13 protein-coding genes and 1 pseudogene are annotated in these 16066 nt (G+C 39.4%); 3 read left to right on the top strand and 11 right to left on the bottom strand.

Features of this window, described 5'->3' with window-relative positions:
* Positions 1–101 precede the first annotated feature (101 nt).
* Complete coding sequence (locus tag BM137_RS00285) at positions 102–1472, bottom strand: uracil-xanthine permease family protein (RefSeq protein ID WP_244887613.1); 1371 nt, start codon at positions 1470–1472, stop codon at positions 102–104.
* A 318-nt stretch (positions 1473–1790) separates the two neighbouring features.
* On the opposite strand from BM137_RS00285, the gene BM137_RS00280 reads away from it, so the two are divergent.
* Both BM137_RS00280 and BM137_RS00275 read left to right on the top strand, forming a co-directional pair.
* Positions 1791–2897 (top strand): Ldh family oxidoreductase, encoded by a 1107-nt coding sequence (locus BM137_RS00280; RefSeq protein WP_092479027.1) that lies wholly within the window; start codon positions 1791–1793, stop codon positions 2895–2897.
* A gap of 10 nt (positions 2898–2907) precedes the next feature.
* Positions 2908–4080: an NAD(P)-dependent malic enzyme gene (locus BM137_RS00275; RefSeq protein WP_092479025.1), complete on the top strand. Its 1173-nt coding sequence runs from the start codon at positions 2908–2910 to the stop codon at positions 4078–4080.
* 184 nt (positions 4081–4264) lie between these two features.
* On the opposite strand, the pseudogene BM137_RS00270 reads toward BM137_RS00275, so the two are convergent.
* The 3 genes and pseudogenes from BM137_RS00270 to BM137_RS00260 all read right to left on the bottom strand — a co-directional run.
* Positions 4265–4594, bottom strand: a pseudogene (locus BM137_RS00270) (VOC family protein); the annotation flags it as partial.
* A gap of 128 nt (positions 4595–4722) precedes the next feature.
* Positions 4723–5871 carry a zinc-dependent alcohol dehydrogenase gene (locus tag BM137_RS00265; RefSeq protein WP_092479023.1) on the bottom strand — a complete coding sequence of 383 codons (1149 nt, stop codon included), beginning with the start codon at positions 5869–5871 and terminating at the stop codon, positions 4723–4725.
* A 109-nt stretch (positions 5872–5980) separates the two neighbouring features.
* Positions 5981–6178: a hypothetical protein gene (locus tag BM137_RS00260; RefSeq protein ID WP_092479021.1), complete on the bottom strand. Its 198-nt coding sequence runs from the start codon at positions 6176–6178 to the stop codon at positions 5981–5983.
* Positions 6179–6371: 193 nt separating this feature from the next.
* On the opposite strand from BM137_RS00260, the gene BM137_RS00255 reads away from it, so the two are divergent.
* On the top strand, positions 6372–7193 hold the full coding sequence (locus tag BM137_RS00255) for an aminotransferase class IV (protein ID WP_092479020.1): 822 nt from the start codon (positions 6372–6374) through the stop codon (positions 7191–7193).
* Positions 7194–7236: 43 nt separating this feature from the next.
* Here BM137_RS00255 and BM137_RS00250 read toward each other — a convergent pair whose 3' ends face one another.
* The 7 genes from BM137_RS00250 to BM137_RS00220 form a co-directional block, all read right to left on the bottom strand.
* Entirely contained in the window at positions 7237–7980 is a 744-nt protein-coding gene (locus BM137_RS00250) for a sugar phosphate isomerase/epimerase family protein (RefSeq protein WP_092479018.1), read from the bottom strand.
* A 304-nt stretch (positions 7981–8284) separates the two neighbouring features.
* Positions 8285–8785 carry a mannose/fructose/sorbose PTS transporter subunit IIB gene (locus BM137_RS00245; protein WP_092479593.1) on the bottom strand — a complete coding sequence of 167 codons (501 nt, stop codon included), beginning with the start codon at positions 8783–8785 and terminating at the stop codon, positions 8285–8287.
* Between the two features lie 79 nt (positions 8786–8864).
* Complete coding sequence (locus BM137_RS00240) at positions 8865–11708, bottom strand: sigma-54-dependent transcriptional regulator (RefSeq protein ID WP_092479016.1); 2844 nt, start codon at positions 11706–11708, stop codon at positions 8865–8867.
* 211 nt (positions 11709–11919) lie between these two features.
* Positions 11920–12882, bottom strand: a complete 963-nt coding sequence (locus BM137_RS00235; RefSeq protein WP_218147478.1) for an ABC transporter ATP-binding protein — start codon at positions 12880–12882, stop codon at positions 11920–11922.
* On the bottom strand, positions 12827–13951 hold the full coding sequence (locus BM137_RS00230; RefSeq protein ID WP_092479013.1) for an ABC transporter ATP-binding protein: 1125 nt from the start codon (positions 13949–13951) through the stop codon (positions 12827–12829). Before BM137_RS00230 ends, BM137_RS00235 begins: the two co-directional genes overlap by 56 nt.
* Before the next feature lie 3 nt (positions 13952–13954).
* Positions 13955–14992 (bottom strand): ABC transporter permease, encoded by a 1038-nt coding sequence (locus tag BM137_RS00225; protein WP_092479011.1) that lies wholly within the window; start codon positions 14990–14992, stop codon positions 13955–13957.
* Entirely contained in the window at positions 14985–15926 is a 942-nt protein-coding gene (locus tag BM137_RS00220) for an ABC transporter permease (protein ID WP_092479010.1), read from the bottom strand. The genes BM137_RS00225 and BM137_RS00220 overlap by 8 nt, the downstream gene beginning before the upstream one ends.
* Positions 15927–16066: the final 140 nt, after the last annotated feature.

Here is a 16066-nt window from a genome sequence, read left to right as displayed (position 1 = left end):
CGATATAAGCGACTCTTCACCTTACACAACCAAATAGTTACCGAAAAGCATAAAAAAGCCCAACTTTTATTTGCATAAAAGTCAGACCTTAAAAGAATTAGTTATTTTTCTTCTTTCAACAAAATGTTTAAGACTAAAGCTACGATCGTACCAGCTGAAATTCCTGAAGAAAACAATCCGCCTAGAATTCCCGGTAGACCCGCTACTACTTCTGGTCTAAAAGCTACACCTAAGCCGACTCCAATTGCAGAAGAGACGATCAGTAAGTTGCGGTTATTCATTTTAACACGTGAAAGGGATTTGATTCCGGCACCAGCAACTGTGCCGAACATCAAGATCCCAGCTCCACCTAGAACCGGCATGGGCATAATTGATACCAAAGTAGCAAACTTAGGGAAAAAACTCATTAACATCAAAATGACTCCCGCAGCTATAGCTACTGAACGTGAAGCGTTTCGAGTCAACGGAATCAAACCAGCATTTTGACTGAACGTTGCTACTGGACCAGATCCTAAAGCTGGTCCAATGAAAGAACCGACACCGTCTGCCCGCACACCATTGGCTATATCTTCATCAGATAATTTCGTTTGTGTGACTTCGCCGATGGTTTGCATAACTCCCACCGTTTCAATAATGGTCACTAAGTATCCTGCTACAAATGGAATCGCAAATTTCAAATCAAAGTTGATTCCAAACTTGAACAGTTGTGGAAAAGCGAACCATTGCGCTTGAGCCACTTGAGAAAAATCGACCATACCTAGAGGAATACAGACAAGATAACCAATGACGATCCCTAACAACACAGCAGCTGGAGCAATTCTCTTGCTGCCATAATGGTTGATTCCAAGAACGATCAAGAAAACAAAACTCGCGATAATCAAGTTGAATGGATCTCCAAAGTTGGCAGCTCCAACTCCGCCTCCGACCCATTCAAAAGCAACTGGCATCAAAGTCATTCCCATCAGCGCAATAACTGATCCAGTAACTACAGGAGGGAAAAATTTCATTAGCGGTTTGACAAAAAAGCTGAGCCCGATTTCAATTAACGCCCCCATCATCGTTCCGCCTAGGTATCCTGCAATACCTCCACCCATCGTATTGATGACTGCATTTGCCGGTCCTACGAAACCAAAATCAGTTCCCATGATAGTTGGGATACCTGCCCCTACTCTAAATTTTTTTGGTCCAAATCCTTTTGATTGGATGATCGAGACGATTCCAGAAACCAATAATGCAGCACTGATCATGTAAGCTGTATCTGTAACGCCAAAACCGGCGATACCTGCAATAACCAAAGGGACCGCTACGAGTCCTCCAAAAGCCGTTAGTACATTTTGAAACCCTAAAACAACGGTGGTGACAAAATCGGGTGTGTCTTCAATTCCGTAATTCAACGTTAGACTATCATCTTGTTCTTTCAAGTGATCCACTCTTCTACTACCAACTACTGGATGCTGCATTTTCTCTTCCACATTAACCCTCCTGTTTTATAACGAACGCTTTACCTCTTAATCATTAAATAGTTCGTTTATTAAAGTTGTAAAATCATTATATTAGGATATAACCAAAAAGTAAAGCTTAATTACGAAATATTTTAATTTACCAATTAAAAATCATTCGTGTTTTTAAAGTGTCGGAATTTTATTCTTTGTAAAACAATTCTTTATTTCTTTTAAGTTTTGATTGAGGGAGATTTTGACTTATGTTAAACTATAATCGTAGTTATGTAAGCGTTTTCTATTTATTGTTATTTGATCACTGATTCACAAATTCAAAAAGGAGGAATTGTCATGTCAAATTATTTAGAATGGGACTTTTTGACTGATTTTGTCGAAAAGGCTTTTTCTGCTTATGGGGTACCTGAAGATGATGTCAAAATTTGTGCGGATGTCTTATTGCAATCGGATAAAAAAGGAATCGAGAGTCACGGTGTAAATCGTTTCAAGCCGATTTATATAGACCGCATCAAAGATGGCGTGCAAAATCCTGTTACCGACTTCGAAATCATTCGCGAAACCCCTACTACTGCTGTAGTAGATGGTCATGATGGAATGGGACAAGTGATTGCCCATCATTCAATGAAAGTGGCTATCGAAAAAGCAAAAAAATACGGTATGGGCATGGTGGCTGTCCGCAATTCTACTCACTATGGAATTGCCGGATATCACACAGATATGGCTGCTGATGCTGGTTGTATTGGTATGTCAGGGACAAATGCCCGTCCATCGATTGCACCTACTTTTGGAGTAGAAAACAAATTAGGAACTAATCCTTTGACAGTCAGTTTTCCTACTGACGAACCTTTCCATTTTTCATTAGATTGTGCGACTTCTATCATCCAAAGAGGGAAAATTGAATTGTATGCCCGCGAAGGAAAAGACACTCCTGCCGGAACAGTTATCGGACGCGATGGTTCTGCTCTGACAGATTCCAATCAAATTCTTCATGATCTTCAAACCGGTGAAGCCGCGTTGGCCCCTTTAGGAGGTATCGGTGAAGAATTATCTGGCTACAAAGGTTACGGCTATGCAACGATCGTAGAAGTTTTATCAGCTGCTTTACAACAAGGGAGTTTTTTAAGCATGTTAACAGGAATTGGAGAAAACGGTGAAAAAACAAAATTCCATTTAGGTCACTTCTTTATCGCTATCGATACGGAAGCATTTATGGGTCTAGACAGTTTCAAGAAAACAGCTGGAGACATCATGCGCGAGTTGCGTTCTTCACAAAAAGCGCCTGGAGCTGAACGTATTTACACTGCTGGAGAAAAAGAATATTTGATTTGGCAAGAACGAGAAAAAACCGGCTTGCCTGTAAATGAATCGGTACAAAAAGAATTAATCGCTATCCGTGACGATGCTGGATTGGTCGACTTCCGTTTCCCATTTGAAGATTGAGGTGACACTGATGGATGTAAGAAAAAAAGCCTTAGATAAGCATTTTGAATGGAATGGAAAAATCGAAGTCATCAGCAGAGCAAAAATCACGAGTCGCGAAGATTTAGCTTTAGCTTATACTCCTGGAGTTGCAGAAGCTTGTTTAGCTATAGCAGGTGATCCCGAAAAAGCTTATCAGCTCACTAGGAGAAACAATTTGGTCGGCGTCATTACCAATGGGACAGCAGTCTTAGGGTTGGGAAATATTGGCCCCAGTGCTTCGATGCCTGTCATGGAGGGCAAATGTGTGCTGTTTAAAGAATTTGCTGATGTGGATGCTTTTCCTATTTGTATTGAAGCTTTAGATGTAGAGACAGTTGTACAAACGATTGAACAACTAGCCAATAGTTTTGGCGGGATCAACTTAGAAGACATTGCAGCTCCGGAATGTTTTGACATCGAACGGAGACTTAAAGCGTCTTTAGATATTCCTGTTTTCCATGATGACCAGCATGGTACAGCCATCGTCGTCGCTGCCGGTTTAATCAACGCTTTAAAATTAGTACACAAATCTTTTTCAGATATTAAAGTCGTAGTGAACGGGGCTGGTTCTGCCGGTATAGCCATCGCAAAACACTTGTTGAGTTTTGGCGTTCAAAACTTGATTTTAGCAGATAAAAAAGGAATCTTGTCTTCTGCTTATCCTGAACTAAATAGTGAACAGAAAAAAATGTTGACTGCGACTAATATAGAAAATCAAACTGGTGATTTATCCACAGCTCTGATGAACGCTGACGTTTTCATCGGAGTATCTGCACCTAATATTTTGACCTCTGAAATGGTAAGTAAAATGGCTTCAGACTCCATTGTTTTTGCCATGGCCAATCCGACACCCGAGATCATGCCAGATGACGCAAAAGCAGCAGGAGTCGCTGTAATAGGTACTGGACGCAGCGATTTCCCCAACCAAGTTAACAATGTCTTAGCTTTTCCGGGTGTCTTCAAAGGAGCTTTATCCGTAAGAGCCCGTGATATCAATGACGAAATGAAAATGGCCGCTTCTCATGCTATCGCTGATTTGATTGGTGCGGAAGAATTGGCACCAGATTACATCATCCCGGATGCCCTCGACAAAAGAGTGGCTGCTGCTGTCTGCGAAGCGGTGAAAAAAACAGCTGTGGAAACAGGCGTAGCCCGAATTTGACGAGTGGGAAGTCACCTTTGAGTGTTTGCGTGACTGTTTAAGAGGAAAATAGGGGATAAGGGAACGTAAAAATTATTTGCGTTCCTTTTTTAGAGTTAAACGTGAAGAAGGTCACGCAATTTTTTTGCGTGACCTTTTTACTGAATCTATTCTAGAAAGAATACGCAAATCAGCAATCCTCTCTTTACCTTTTTTCTTCTACCACCGAAAAATACTGCTCTTCAGGGTCTGAAAAATTAAACCCTCTACCTGTAGGTGTGCTGACCAATTCGCCGACCGTTATTCCTTTTTGCTTGAACTCCGTGTACAATTTTTCTATGTCTGGAGTGAAGAGCAACAAAGAAGGCGTCGCTAAAGTCAGTTCAGATTCAAGTTCAGCTATAACATTTTTGTCATGAAGAACGAAGTGCGTCTGCGCCTCTTGGGTCGGAGTTATTTCTATCCAGCGAATGTTTTCCTGTGTTTGATCTTCCACAACACTGAACCCCACTTTTTCCACCCAGAACTCTTTAGCTTTTTTTGGTCCTCTACCTACAACATGATTTTCCCAACTTGTTGAATCATGTAAAAGTCCTTTCTTTTATGAGTTTACAACGAAAAACAGTCTCTTTGAAAAATTACTTTCAAAGAGACTGTTTATTTTTAAGACATACCTGGTTTCAATACTACTTTGATGTTGTCGTCAGCTTTTTTATCGAATATATCATAAGCTTCAGCTGCACGTTCCAACGGCATCGTATGCGTGATAATACTTGTTGGATCGAACATGTCTTTTTCAATCATGTCGTAAATTTTTGGCATCAAATGGATAACAGGAGCTTGTCCCGATTTGATATTCACATTTCGAGTGAAGATATTGTGGAACGGGAAGTTGGCAGCTGGTGTCATATAAACTCCAGTCACCATAATCGTTCCAAATTTCTTCACCGCTTCACTAGCTGTTTGTATTGGTGAATAAGATCCGCTTTGTAGAGAAACAAAATCTTTCGCTTTTTCTTTTAACGGTTTGACGCCATCCATCCCTACGCAATCAATAACAATTTCAGCGCCGCCTTTTGTCATTTCATACAGTTGGTCGCCCACTTCAGAAACATTTGAGAAGTTGACGGTTTCCACTCCATTCATTTTTTTTGCATGCTGCAATCGATGGTCGACGTTATCCACAGCAATCACTCGTGCTGCCCCTTTCATCTTCGCAAATTGTTGAACGAACAAACCAACGGGTCCTGAACCTAAAACGATTACTGTATCTCCAGCTTTCATCCCACTGTGTTCTACACTCCAATAAGCTGTAGGTAAAATATCAGATAAAAAGAGAACTTTTTCATCTGGCAGATTGCTTTCTGGGACCACAAAAGATGTGAAATCCGCAAATGGGACACGTAAGTATTCAGCTTGTCCTCCAGGATAATTTCCTTGCATTTTACCAAAACCGAACAATCCGCCTTGATCAAACATTGGATTAGGGTTGGAATTATCACATTGACTTTCCATATGATGAGCACAGAAATGGCACTCTCCACAACCAATATTAAATGGAATAACGACTCGGTCACCTTTTTTCACTTTAGTCACTGCAGAACCAACTTCTTCAACAATTCCCATAGGCTCATGCCCTACTACATAATCTTCTTCCATGACCGGTTTCCCGTTATGGTATAGATGCAAATCAGAACCGCAAATAGCTGTAGCTGTAATACGAATGACCATATCTGTTGGTTCTTCGATCGTTGGATCCGGAACTGTCTTCACTTCCATTTTTTCGTTTCCTTGCCATGTTACTGCGCGCATAAAATCTCTCCTTTTTTGTAAAAGTGATAGTTTAAGCTTTAAAAGTAGTTTATCATCTTTTTTTCTAGGAGTAAAAAGTTAAGACTTCACTTACGTTTACGAACCTTATCTATTTTTGTTCCTCTTTTAGTTGTGCCATATGATTTTTTCTCATAAATGGCAAGGCGATCCCTACCACTAAAGCTACGATTGGAAAGCCGCTATCTGTGGATAACCATTCTATTACTGATACGGGGATGTAAATGAGATAAATAAAAACCATTAATGCTGTATAAATCTTATGCCATTTTCGCTCATTTTTTGTCATTACAATAACCTTCTCTCAGTATGTATTTTGTATAAAGTACCATACTATACACTATAAAACGAGCTGTATCTCTCCATCTCTTAAAATCACTGCTGTCTTCATTTGGGAAAAGTGATACACTTATCTAGAATAGATCATCAGTACTCTCCTGATTAAATTAATCACCATTATCAAATAAAAGAGGATGAAGAATATGGAATACGTTGAACAAAAGTTTTACTATCATAATGATCAAGAACAATCCACAGACAACCTGCAGCCGTTTGAACAGTTAACAGGAAAAAATGTGTATGAAGTGATTCGTGTTAGAGAAGGCATCCCTTTATTTTTAGAAGATCATTTGCGCCGATTCAGAGCATCTGCTTTATCTGTCGGCATTCCTTTAACAGATTCAGATGATATTTTAATCAATCGTTTATACCAACTTGTTGCTAAAAATGGTGTCTCTGATCAAAATATCAAATTGATATGGAATAAAGACATAGGTTTACTGGCTTTCTTCACTAAAAGCCCTTATCCGCCAGCGAGCTATTATCAAACTGGAATGAAAACAACTTTGTTGAAGTTGGAAAGAGAAGATCCCAATATCAAGATCCAGCGTGAAGAGTATCAAAAAATTGTACTAGCGGAACGAGAAAAAACAGGTTCCTATGAAGTGCTGTTGGTCGACCAAGAAGATAACGTCACAGAAGGCAGCCGTTCAAATTTGTTTATTGTAAAAGGTGATAAGCTCTATACTTCTCCAGCCAAAACGGTTCTTTTAGGTATTGTCCGTTCTAAAGTTGTGGCCATTTGCCAACAGCAGCAAATTGATATCATTGAACAAAATATTCCTGTGACTGAATTAAATACCATCGACGGAGCTTTTATTTCAGGAACAGGTAACGATGTATTGCCTATAGCTTCCATCGATTCCATCACATTAGAGTCGACAAAAAATCCGGTGGTTTCAACTATTATGCGTGAGTACGATCGCTTAGTGAAACAATATATTGCCTCTAAAAAAGAAGCTTAAAAAAGCCTTTATCCACAACGTTTGTGGATAAAGGCTTTTTTGTTTAGCTGATTTTAGCGATTTCTTTTGCTAAGGTCGCTGTAGGATGAGTACCGAGCGGATATTCGATAGCCACATTGACCGTTACCGGAACTTGTGCCAAAATTTCTTTTACCGGCACATCTCCTTCGCCATTCAATGTTGGAGATAACGTTTCTTTGGAAACATCTTTCAAATGGATATAACGGATTTCTTCTGTCAATAGGCGAAAACTTTCCAACGGATTTTCATCTACATATAAGCAGTTTCCCGTATCGAACGTCACGCTTACCGGAAGTTTTTTAGCTTTCAGTTCTTGGATGAACTCATACAGCGTCTCTGCTTTAGCGAAAGCAGGATCCTGTCCATTTTCCAGTGTCAGATTCTCTATGCCGAATTTGTTCAATAAACGATTCAACTCATCTGCTTCCTCTTGAGTTACCTCTGCATAACCGGCTGTAAATTTAATTTGTTTGGCACCTAAGAGATGAGCTTCATTGAAGTATGTTTCTAGATCTTCCAACGGCAGTAATTTGTCCGCAAATAAAATCTCAGGGACCGCGTAAAACAATTCAATCTCCAGGCCGGCAGCTGCTTGTTGAATAGCGACTAAATCGGCAGCGTCTTGAATGTATTCTCTTCGTACTTCTATTTTAGTAATACCGGCTGTTTTGATTTCATCAAAAAAGTCCGCTTGGCTCGTTGTTTCATTGACAAGAGCTTCATACGCCAGCATGTTGATCGTTAATTGACTGTTATTTATTTTCATTATCGTATCCCACACTTTCTCAATTTTAACCTGTAAAATCCTATTTTTCAGAATGCTTTATTCTACTATAACGATTTTTTCCAGCAAATGAAAGAAAGCGGGATGTTGGAAAAAGAGGCTTAATCTTGAGAACCAATAATCATACCTATACAAAATCTGAACATAGTTTCAAAGCCCTTTTTTGTAAAAGAAAATATAAGATAGAACGGTAAGAAGTAGCATACCCATCAATAAGTACCAAGAAAAAAATGATTTTAAATATCATAAGATGAAGGAAAATTTTTACACTTGGTTTTCTTTCGGACTATTCTAACATACCTTCTTTTTTTAGCAGATTCATCATGTTCACTTTACTATCTGAAGATACTTTTCGAATTTCCAACTCAATTCCCTGCTGGTGCAGATATTGAAAAGCCCTAACGTCTTCTTTATTTACGGCTACCGCATTGGTGATCATTTTTTTTCCTTCTGAATAGCTCATGCCGCCTATGTTAATGGATTTGATTCTTGCACCATTCTTAACAACTGTTACTACATCATGCGGATTTGTGAACAGCAGCATCGCTTTAAAACTGTCAAACTTTGAATCGTTTGCAATCGCTACCATTTTTCTTACAGTAATTACACTGACGATCACTCCTGGAGGTGCCGCTTGTTTTAATAATGTCTTGTGCATATCATTTTTTGCTACGCTGTCGCTTACTACTAATATACGATTCACTCTGGTGATTTTGGTCCACACTGTAGAGACTTGTCCATGAATCAACCGATCATCTATACGAACTAAACGAATATCCATACTCATTTCCATTGGTCCTCTCTGCTGACCTTTAGAACTCATCAGAGGAAAGCACCTTTCCCCTGATAATCCAAAGTTCATTTTTTTAAGAAGAAGCTTCTTGCAATTTGTTTTGATACATCGCTCCAATGAATTTCAATTCGTTAGAAGAGGTCTCTAAGTTGAGGTCATGCAAAACAGGAGAAATCGTTTCTTCTACAAAAGCAGCTAATTCAGGATCTACTTCGTCTACATCTTTACCTGAACTGATTTCTTCTTTGATGACCATTCTCTCAATCATTCCACATAAATGAAGCATCATCCCCAAATTAAAACCATTGTTGAACGTTCGATCCAATTTCTTTTCCATTTCATAACAAAAGTCCCAAATAGGAGTGATGATTTTAACGGGATTGATGTAAGTCACATACTGATTCATATGTTCCACACACATTTCTTTAGACAAACGTGGAAATAATTTTTTTTGAGAGTCTGACTCTAACCCTTCGATAATATTGTGCAGTCGTTGTTTTCCGCTTCCGCCCAATAAAGCATCTATTGGAATAAATGGAGCACTGATATGCGGGTCAATAGAGCCGCATGTAGCGACAATAGCATATTCTTGCTGCAATTCTTTTAATTTCTCTTGATAATTCAAAATAGAGATGGGGATAATGCTGATATCACTTTCTAGATAATCAGCTAAGATATCTTCTATTACCCGTTGCAGCTGGAATGCTGTTCCTTCTCCAGTTGCACATATCGTCACAATGATCTGCTCTTTATCTTCTTTCTGAAGTTGCTGCTGATCTTGTTCAGCCGCACTTTCAAAAGCATTTTTTTGAGTGGTATAACCTTTGAATCGTTTCAATTCTTGCGACATTGACATCAAATCTTGATTGGAGAACTGGGTCTTTCGAGCAGCCTCTAACAACAGCGGAGTCGTGATCATATCTTGAGTCTCGATACGAATTCCCGTCTCATTCATGATCTTTTGCCCAAAAGTCACTAAAGAGCCCATGTCCGTCAAATACAATACACCTGCTCCATTGTCCGCTTCTTCAATCGCTGATTTCACTTTAACAAACGCTTCGCTTGGCTTCATCTCCAGAGGCATATCAACTGCGTACAAGTTGCTGGAATTTAAGAGTGTGGCTACGACTTCTTTCATAGAAGAGGCGGTTGAAGCGCCATGAGCAGCTACAACGATCCCAACTTGTCCTTGCTGTTCTTCTGTACGCAACGAAACCAGCAGCATCGTTAAATAATTCACTTCCACCGTCGGAACGACTATTTGGTAATTTTGTTCAATCTCTTTTTTGACCGCTTTAGCCGCTTGGTTTTCTTCTGGATGATTCAAGACAAACTCTTTCAAGTGGATATTGTCATTGTTGACAAAGATACCTTCTTGAATGCGTTTGACGAAAGAACTGATGTGCAAGCTCATCGCATACAAGAATTTTCTAGAAAATTTAAATTGGAGAATACCTTCCACTGTTTCTTGGATTCGTTTCGTCAACTCAATGATTTTCACGTCTACGATATCTTTCAATCCGTCTTCTTTAGTAGAAAAAATCGTATTTTTATAAAATGATTTCAAATGCAGATCGATATCGGTTGTAATAAAGCGATTGATCTCTTGATTAGAGACGTCAGTTTCTTTCAGCATTGCTACCTTGTCTCCAATGATCTCATACAAATTGTACGGCAACTCATACGTATCGGATTCAAAAACCATGATGTCATCTATGGGCGTGATTGTTGTCCACGGTTCAACGAAATGAACGATTTCATGTCTCAATTTCTGATTTAAAGACATTGACTCATACCCATCTGCCAAAATACTGGACAGTGTTTCATACTTCAAAGTAATCTCAGATTTATTGTTAACACTTTCTAAGAAACCGCGAGCACAAACCATTTGGATAACAGATTTCAACTGTCCAACGTTTCCATATGTTACACTTCCTAAAATAGCCTGCATAACTTTATCTTCGATCTGGATACTCTTTTGAATTCTTTTTGCTTCAATACTCATCAAGTATTTCAGCAAATTAATCTGCTCAATAGCCGGTCGATTTTGAAATGACGGCAACGTGATAACGATCGGAATCCGTCTATTGAAAGTAGCTAACAAAGCCGAATTAGGATCTTCAGTTGTTGCACACACGATACGGACGTCTGCTTTTTTCTTTTCTCCGGTATCTCCCATAGGTGAAAACGTTCCGGTATCCATGAAATAAAACAGCATCTCTTGCCCTTCAGGAGGCAAACGGTGGATCTCGTCTAAGAACAGCATATTGTGATCTGCTTTCTCCAGCAATCCTTCACTGCTGCTGACAGCACCCGTATAAGCTCCTTTAACATGTCCAAATAAGTGGGACATCAACAACTGAGGGTTATGCGCATAATCCGCACAGTTCAATACAACCATCGTTTTGTTTTTCGCAATCAATTTGTTGTCTTGAGCATATTGGTACATAGCATTTGCAAAGTACGTTTTCCCTGATCCGGTTGGCCCAATGATTAGTGTATTCAATCCTTTAGGGGGGTAAAAAATTGCTGCTTTTGCTTGACTGATTTGACTCGTCAAGCTGCCGTTCGCCCCTATCATGCGGTGAAACAAGTCTGTTGTGGGAGCGGATAAACTAGTCACTGCAACTGGAGCTGAGGGTTCAATAGAGAAATCCTTGAAACTCTTTACTTTTTTCTCCAACGGTCTATAGTGATCGATTTTGGCGTCGTAGTACCGAACCGGTCTGGACTCTGTTTTCTCCAAATGACCTTCCCTAGTCAGCAGATTTAAATCTTTTGATGCGTTGCTTCTAAGGATCTCTAGTGATTCGGCCACTTCAGAAGCTGTGACTCCGCCGCCAATTTCAATATCTTTATCTTTGAGAGTACTGGTTTTTTCAAATACGTAAGCTAATACTTTATCTTTTCTTTTCATGTTATTCCTCCTCAGAAACACACAAAAACCCTTATATTCCTTATGTTGCTCCTAGTGTATCATCAATTTTGACACACTGCATCTGATTTTCGGTTTTTCGATACTGAAAAATGAGAAGTTGTTTAAATTTTGTCTACAATTGAGATTCTTATTTCGAAATGATTTTTACTCATAGCGAAAAGCACCCTGTCTTTAGTGACAGAGTGCTTTTTTAGCTTACACCAATAACTTCGGATTGATTGTCTTTTTGAAGCCATCTCTCGACTTCTAAGTCTGTTCCCAGAACTTTATGTGTTCCTTCCACAGTGTGCAAAGTTCCTTCACTGTAATTCAATCCGCTCGCCGCATAATCGTACGTTAAAGAAGTTCGCTTCTTCTCTAAAATGGGATTAGGATGAGGTATAGCAGAAATCAGTGATTTTGTATAAGGATGTAATGGATTGGTAAAAATTTCTTCAGTAGTGCCTGTCTCCAACAAATGTCCTAAATGCAAGACACCGATACGATCTGAAATGTAACGAACCATTGATAAATCATGGGCAATGAACAAGTAAGCTACATTCGTTTCTTTTTGGATGTCTTTCATTAAATTAACGATTTGAGCTTGGATCGAAACATCCAAAGCACTAATGGCCTCATCTGCAATAATCAAGTCAGGGTTCATGATTAGCGCTCGAGCAATTCCGATACGTTGACGTTGTCCACCAGAAAATTGATTTGGATAACGGTTTGCGAACTCACGCGACAATCCTACACGTTCTAAAATCTCGATGACTTGCTGTTCTCTTTCTTCTTTTGAACCAGCTTTTCCATGAATATCCAATCCTTGAGCAATAATGTCCATGACGGTTTTTCGAGGATTCAAACTAGCCATCGGATCTTGAAAGATCATTTGCATCTTTGTCCGCATCATCTCATTTGTTTCTTTCGTCATTTTTCCAGAAATATCTTGTCCATTGAACGTCATTTCACCATCCGTTATATCGTATAAACGGATTACTGATCGTCCGATAGTTGATTTCCCGCTTCCGGATTCTCCAACCAGTCCATATGTTTCTCCTGGATAGATGTCAAAAGATACTCCATCTACTGCTTTCACAGTAAATTTACGATTGACTTTAAAGTGCTGCTTTAAGTTCTTCACTGAAAGTATAGGTTTCGTCGGTTCCGACATAGCGTTCATCCTCTCTCTTCATTCGCTCGATGCGTTCTTGGAGTTCTTTTGGAAGAGGACAATCTGGTGCATCTTCTGCCAACAACCAAGTAGCTGCATAATGAGTCTCACTGATTTTGAACATCGGCGGCTCTAAGCGTAAGTCAATATTCAATGCATATGGATTACGAGGTGCAAACGGGTCTCCTACGACCTCATGTTCCATGTTTGGAGGATTTCCTGGAATAGACTCCAACTTGTCTGCTTTTGTTTCCAAATCCGGCATAGCCAATAACAATCCCCAAGTATAAGGATGTCTCGGTTCATAGAATACTTCGTTGACTGTTCCAGTTTCAATAATTCGACCAGCATACATCACATTCACATCATTCGCTACTTTAGCCACTACTCCCAAATCATGAGTGATATAAATAACTGAAATACCTGTTTTTCGTTGAATCGATTGGATCAGTTCCAATATTTTAGCTTGGATCGTTACATCTAATGCCGTTGTAGGTTCATCACAGATCAATACATCCGGATCACTCGCCAATGCAATAGCGATGACGATCCTTTGTCGCATCCCGCCTGAAAGCTGATGAGGGTAGTTGCTCATTCTGGATTCCGCATCTGTTATCCCTACTAATTCCAATAATTCTACTGCTTTAGCATACGCTTCTTTTTTGGGTGTCTTGTAATGAATGCGCATGCCTTCCATGATCTGGTTCCCAATATTCATCGTCGGGTCTAAAGAAGTCATCGGATCTTGGAAAACCATCGCAATGTGTTTTCCATTGATATTTTTCCGCATCTCTTTTTTGGAAAAATCCAAAAGATTTTTAGTGACTTTTTCCCCATTTTCTTCATAGGTATACTCTATTGTTCCACTTTTGATTTTTCCATTATTGCTTAAAATTCCCATGATCGCTTTGACCGTAACAGATTTCCCGCTTCCAGATTCCCCTACGATTGCCAGCGTTTCTCCTTTATACAAATCTAAATTTACTCCTCGAACAGCATTGACTAGTCCAGAGGACGTTTTAAACGCGATTGATAGATCACGAATAGAAAGTACTTTTTCTTTTGTCATGCTTTACACCTCTTTCAATGTTGGATCCAATGCGTCACGTAGTCCATCAGCCAACATGTTGAAACTCAACATCAAAACAGCTAAGACAATTACTGGCGGCACGATCATATAAAAATGAGTCGTTAATGATTTAAAGTTTTCTGAAATCAATGAACCTAATGACGCCATAGGAACCGGGATCCCGATACCTACAAATGCTAAAAAGGCTTCTGTAAAAATCGCACTTGGAATAGAGAACATTGACATGATCAATAATTGAGAGAAAATATTCGGCAAGATTTCTTTATACATGATTGGGAAATCTTTTGCTCCCATTGTACGAGCAGCCAGTACATATTCACTTTGTTTCAACTTCAACATCGAAGCTCGAGCGATTCGGCTCATTCCGATCCATCCTGTCAACGCGATTGCGATCGTGATGCTCAACAAACCTGGCTTCAAGACAATGATCAACAGCGTAACGACTACCAAACTAGGAATTCCGTTTAAAATCTCCATTACCCGCTGCATGATCATATCCACTTTACCGCCGTAAAAACCAGAGATCATCCCATAACTCATTCCGATCAATACATCCACTACAACCGCTACTAAAGCAATGTATAAGGAAATACGAGTGCCTTCCCAAGTACGAGTAAAGAGATCTCTTCCTAGAACATCCGTACCAAACCAATGGTAAACATCTTCTCCGCCTGATATTTGCTCGTATTTATTAACTTCCATTTCGCCGGTCGATGTTTTCAATGTTTCTGTCCCATCAAAAATCCCAAGTTTTTCAAGACCCGGAATCCTTGGAGCCATACTTTCATGGCCTGAGATCTGCTGATCGTAAGTGTATCCTGAGATTTCTGGACCGATCAAAGCTAAGATCAAAATGATCATAATACTGAAAAAACCGACAACGGCTCCTTTGTTTTTCACAATTCGACGAAGAATATTTTTCCAGAATGATTCGCCTGAATAGACTTCATCGATCATTGCGCCATCAGCATCTTTTACAAATTCAAAATCATTTGGTAAGAATTCGATTGGTTTATCCATTTGAACCACCCTTTGCTAAACGTATTCGAGGATCTAAGACACCATACAAGATATCCACTACCAACATTACTCCGATATAGAGAGCACTATACACAAATGCAAGTGAGATTATAATGTTATAGTCGTTTGATTGGATTGCTTGTACCATTAATTGTCCGATACCTGGAATCGAAAATATTTTTTCAACGACTAGACTCCCCGTCATTAAACTAACGACTAAAGGCCCCAGAACCGTTAAAATCGAAATCGATGCATTCCGCATCGCATGAGTTATGACTAATCGCGGACCTGAAACACCTTTACTTTCTACTAATTGGATGTAATCGGAATTCAAAACATCCAACATTTCTGTCCGTGTAAACCGTCCTACTGTAGCCATAACAGTCATACTTAACGCAACCGCCGGCAATAAATAGGCATTCGTCCCATCAGCCGGACTAAACAGCATAGGGAACAGTTTCAATTGGAACCCGAAATAATAAGACAATCCCAACGCAAATACATAAGAAGGAATCGACACCCCTAGGACAGTGATAAAAGTCGATACTGAATCCCATACGGTATTGTGTTTTAACGCTGAAAATACTCCAAGAAACAATCCGATAGCAGCCCCTAACACAATAGAAATTCCACCCAATGCTAATGAAATCGGCAATCTGTTTTGCAGCAAAATCGCTACATCAGTATCTTTAGAAATGGTATAAGATTTTCCAAAATCTCCCACTAACATGTTTTGCAGATAGCGGAAAAACTGGACTGGCAATGGATCGTTCAATCCGTACTTGTTCATGATCATAGTCTGCTGTTCTACAGTTAAACGTTCATCATTAAACGGTGAGCCAGGAAGCAACTGCATCAAAATAAACAAAATCAGAATGATAACTAATAAAGTCAAAAAAGATATTAAGACTCTTCGTGCAATATATTTTTTCATGGTGATTTCCCTTTCTACTAACCTAGAAGTTCTCATTCACTTTCTATTAGAACTAAAAAAGGCGTACGTTGAATAATCCAAAACAGTTGCAACAACCGATTGTTATTCTTTTGTACGCCTTTTTCATCAAGATTCAGAAA

Origin of the sequence: Desemzia incerta, from assembly GCF_900115825.1 — a bacterium.
In the GTDB taxonomy this organism is placed as follows: Bacteria; Bacillota; Bacilli; order Lactobacillales; family Carnobacteriaceae; genus Desemzia; species Desemzia incerta.
This window is presented reverse-complemented; position numbering and strand designations above follow the sequence as displayed.

What these genes read in the sequence shown, in the direction of transcription:
- BM137_RS00280 (WP_092479027.1), top strand. Translation starts at nt 1,791, where the DNA reads ATGTCAAATTATTTAGAATGGGACTTTTTGACTGATTTTGTCGAAAAG.
- BM137_RS00275 (WP_092479025.1), top strand. Translation starts at nt 2,908, where the DNA reads ATGGATGTAAGAAAAAAAGCCTTAGATAAGCATTTTGAATGGAATGGA.
- BM137_RS00265 (WP_092479023.1), bottom strand. Translation starts at nt 5,871, where the DNA reads ATGCGCGCAGTAACATGGCAAGGAAACGAAAAAATGGAAGTGAAGACA.
- BM137_RS00260 (WP_092479021.1), bottom strand. Translation starts at nt 6,178, where the DNA reads ATGACAAAAAATGAGCGAAAATGGCATAAGATTTATACAGCATTAATG.
- BM137_RS00255 (WP_092479020.1), top strand. Translation starts at nt 6,372, where the DNA reads ATGGAATACGTTGAACAAAAGTTTTACTATCATAATGATCAAGAACAA.
- BM137_RS00250 (WP_092479018.1), bottom strand. Translation starts at nt 7,980, where the DNA reads ATGAAAATAAATAACAGTCAATTAACGATCAACATGCTGGCGTATGAA.
- BM137_RS00245 (WP_092479593.1), bottom strand. Translation starts at nt 8,785, where the DNA reads ATGAGTATGGATATTCGTTTAGTTCGTATAGATGATCGGTTGATTCAT.
- BM137_RS00240 (WP_092479016.1), bottom strand. Translation starts at nt 11,708, where the DNA reads ATGAAAAGAAAAGATAAAGTATTAGCTTACGTATTTGAAAAAACCAGT.
- BM137_RS00235 (WP_218147478.1), bottom strand. Translation starts at nt 12,882, where the DNA reads ATGTCGGAACCGACGAAACCTATACTTTCAGTGAAGAACTTAAAGCAG.
- BM137_RS00230 (WP_092479013.1), bottom strand. Translation starts at nt 13,951, where the DNA reads ATGACAAAAGAAAAAGTACTTTCTATTCGTGATCTATCAATCGCGTTT.
- BM137_RS00225 (WP_092479011.1), bottom strand. Translation starts at nt 14,992, where the DNA reads ATGGATAAACCAATCGAATTCTTACCAAATGATTTTGAATTTGTAAAA.
- BM137_RS00220 (WP_092479010.1), bottom strand. Translation starts at nt 15,926, where the DNA reads ATGAAAAAATATATTGCACGAAGAGTCTTAATATCTTTTTTGACTTTA.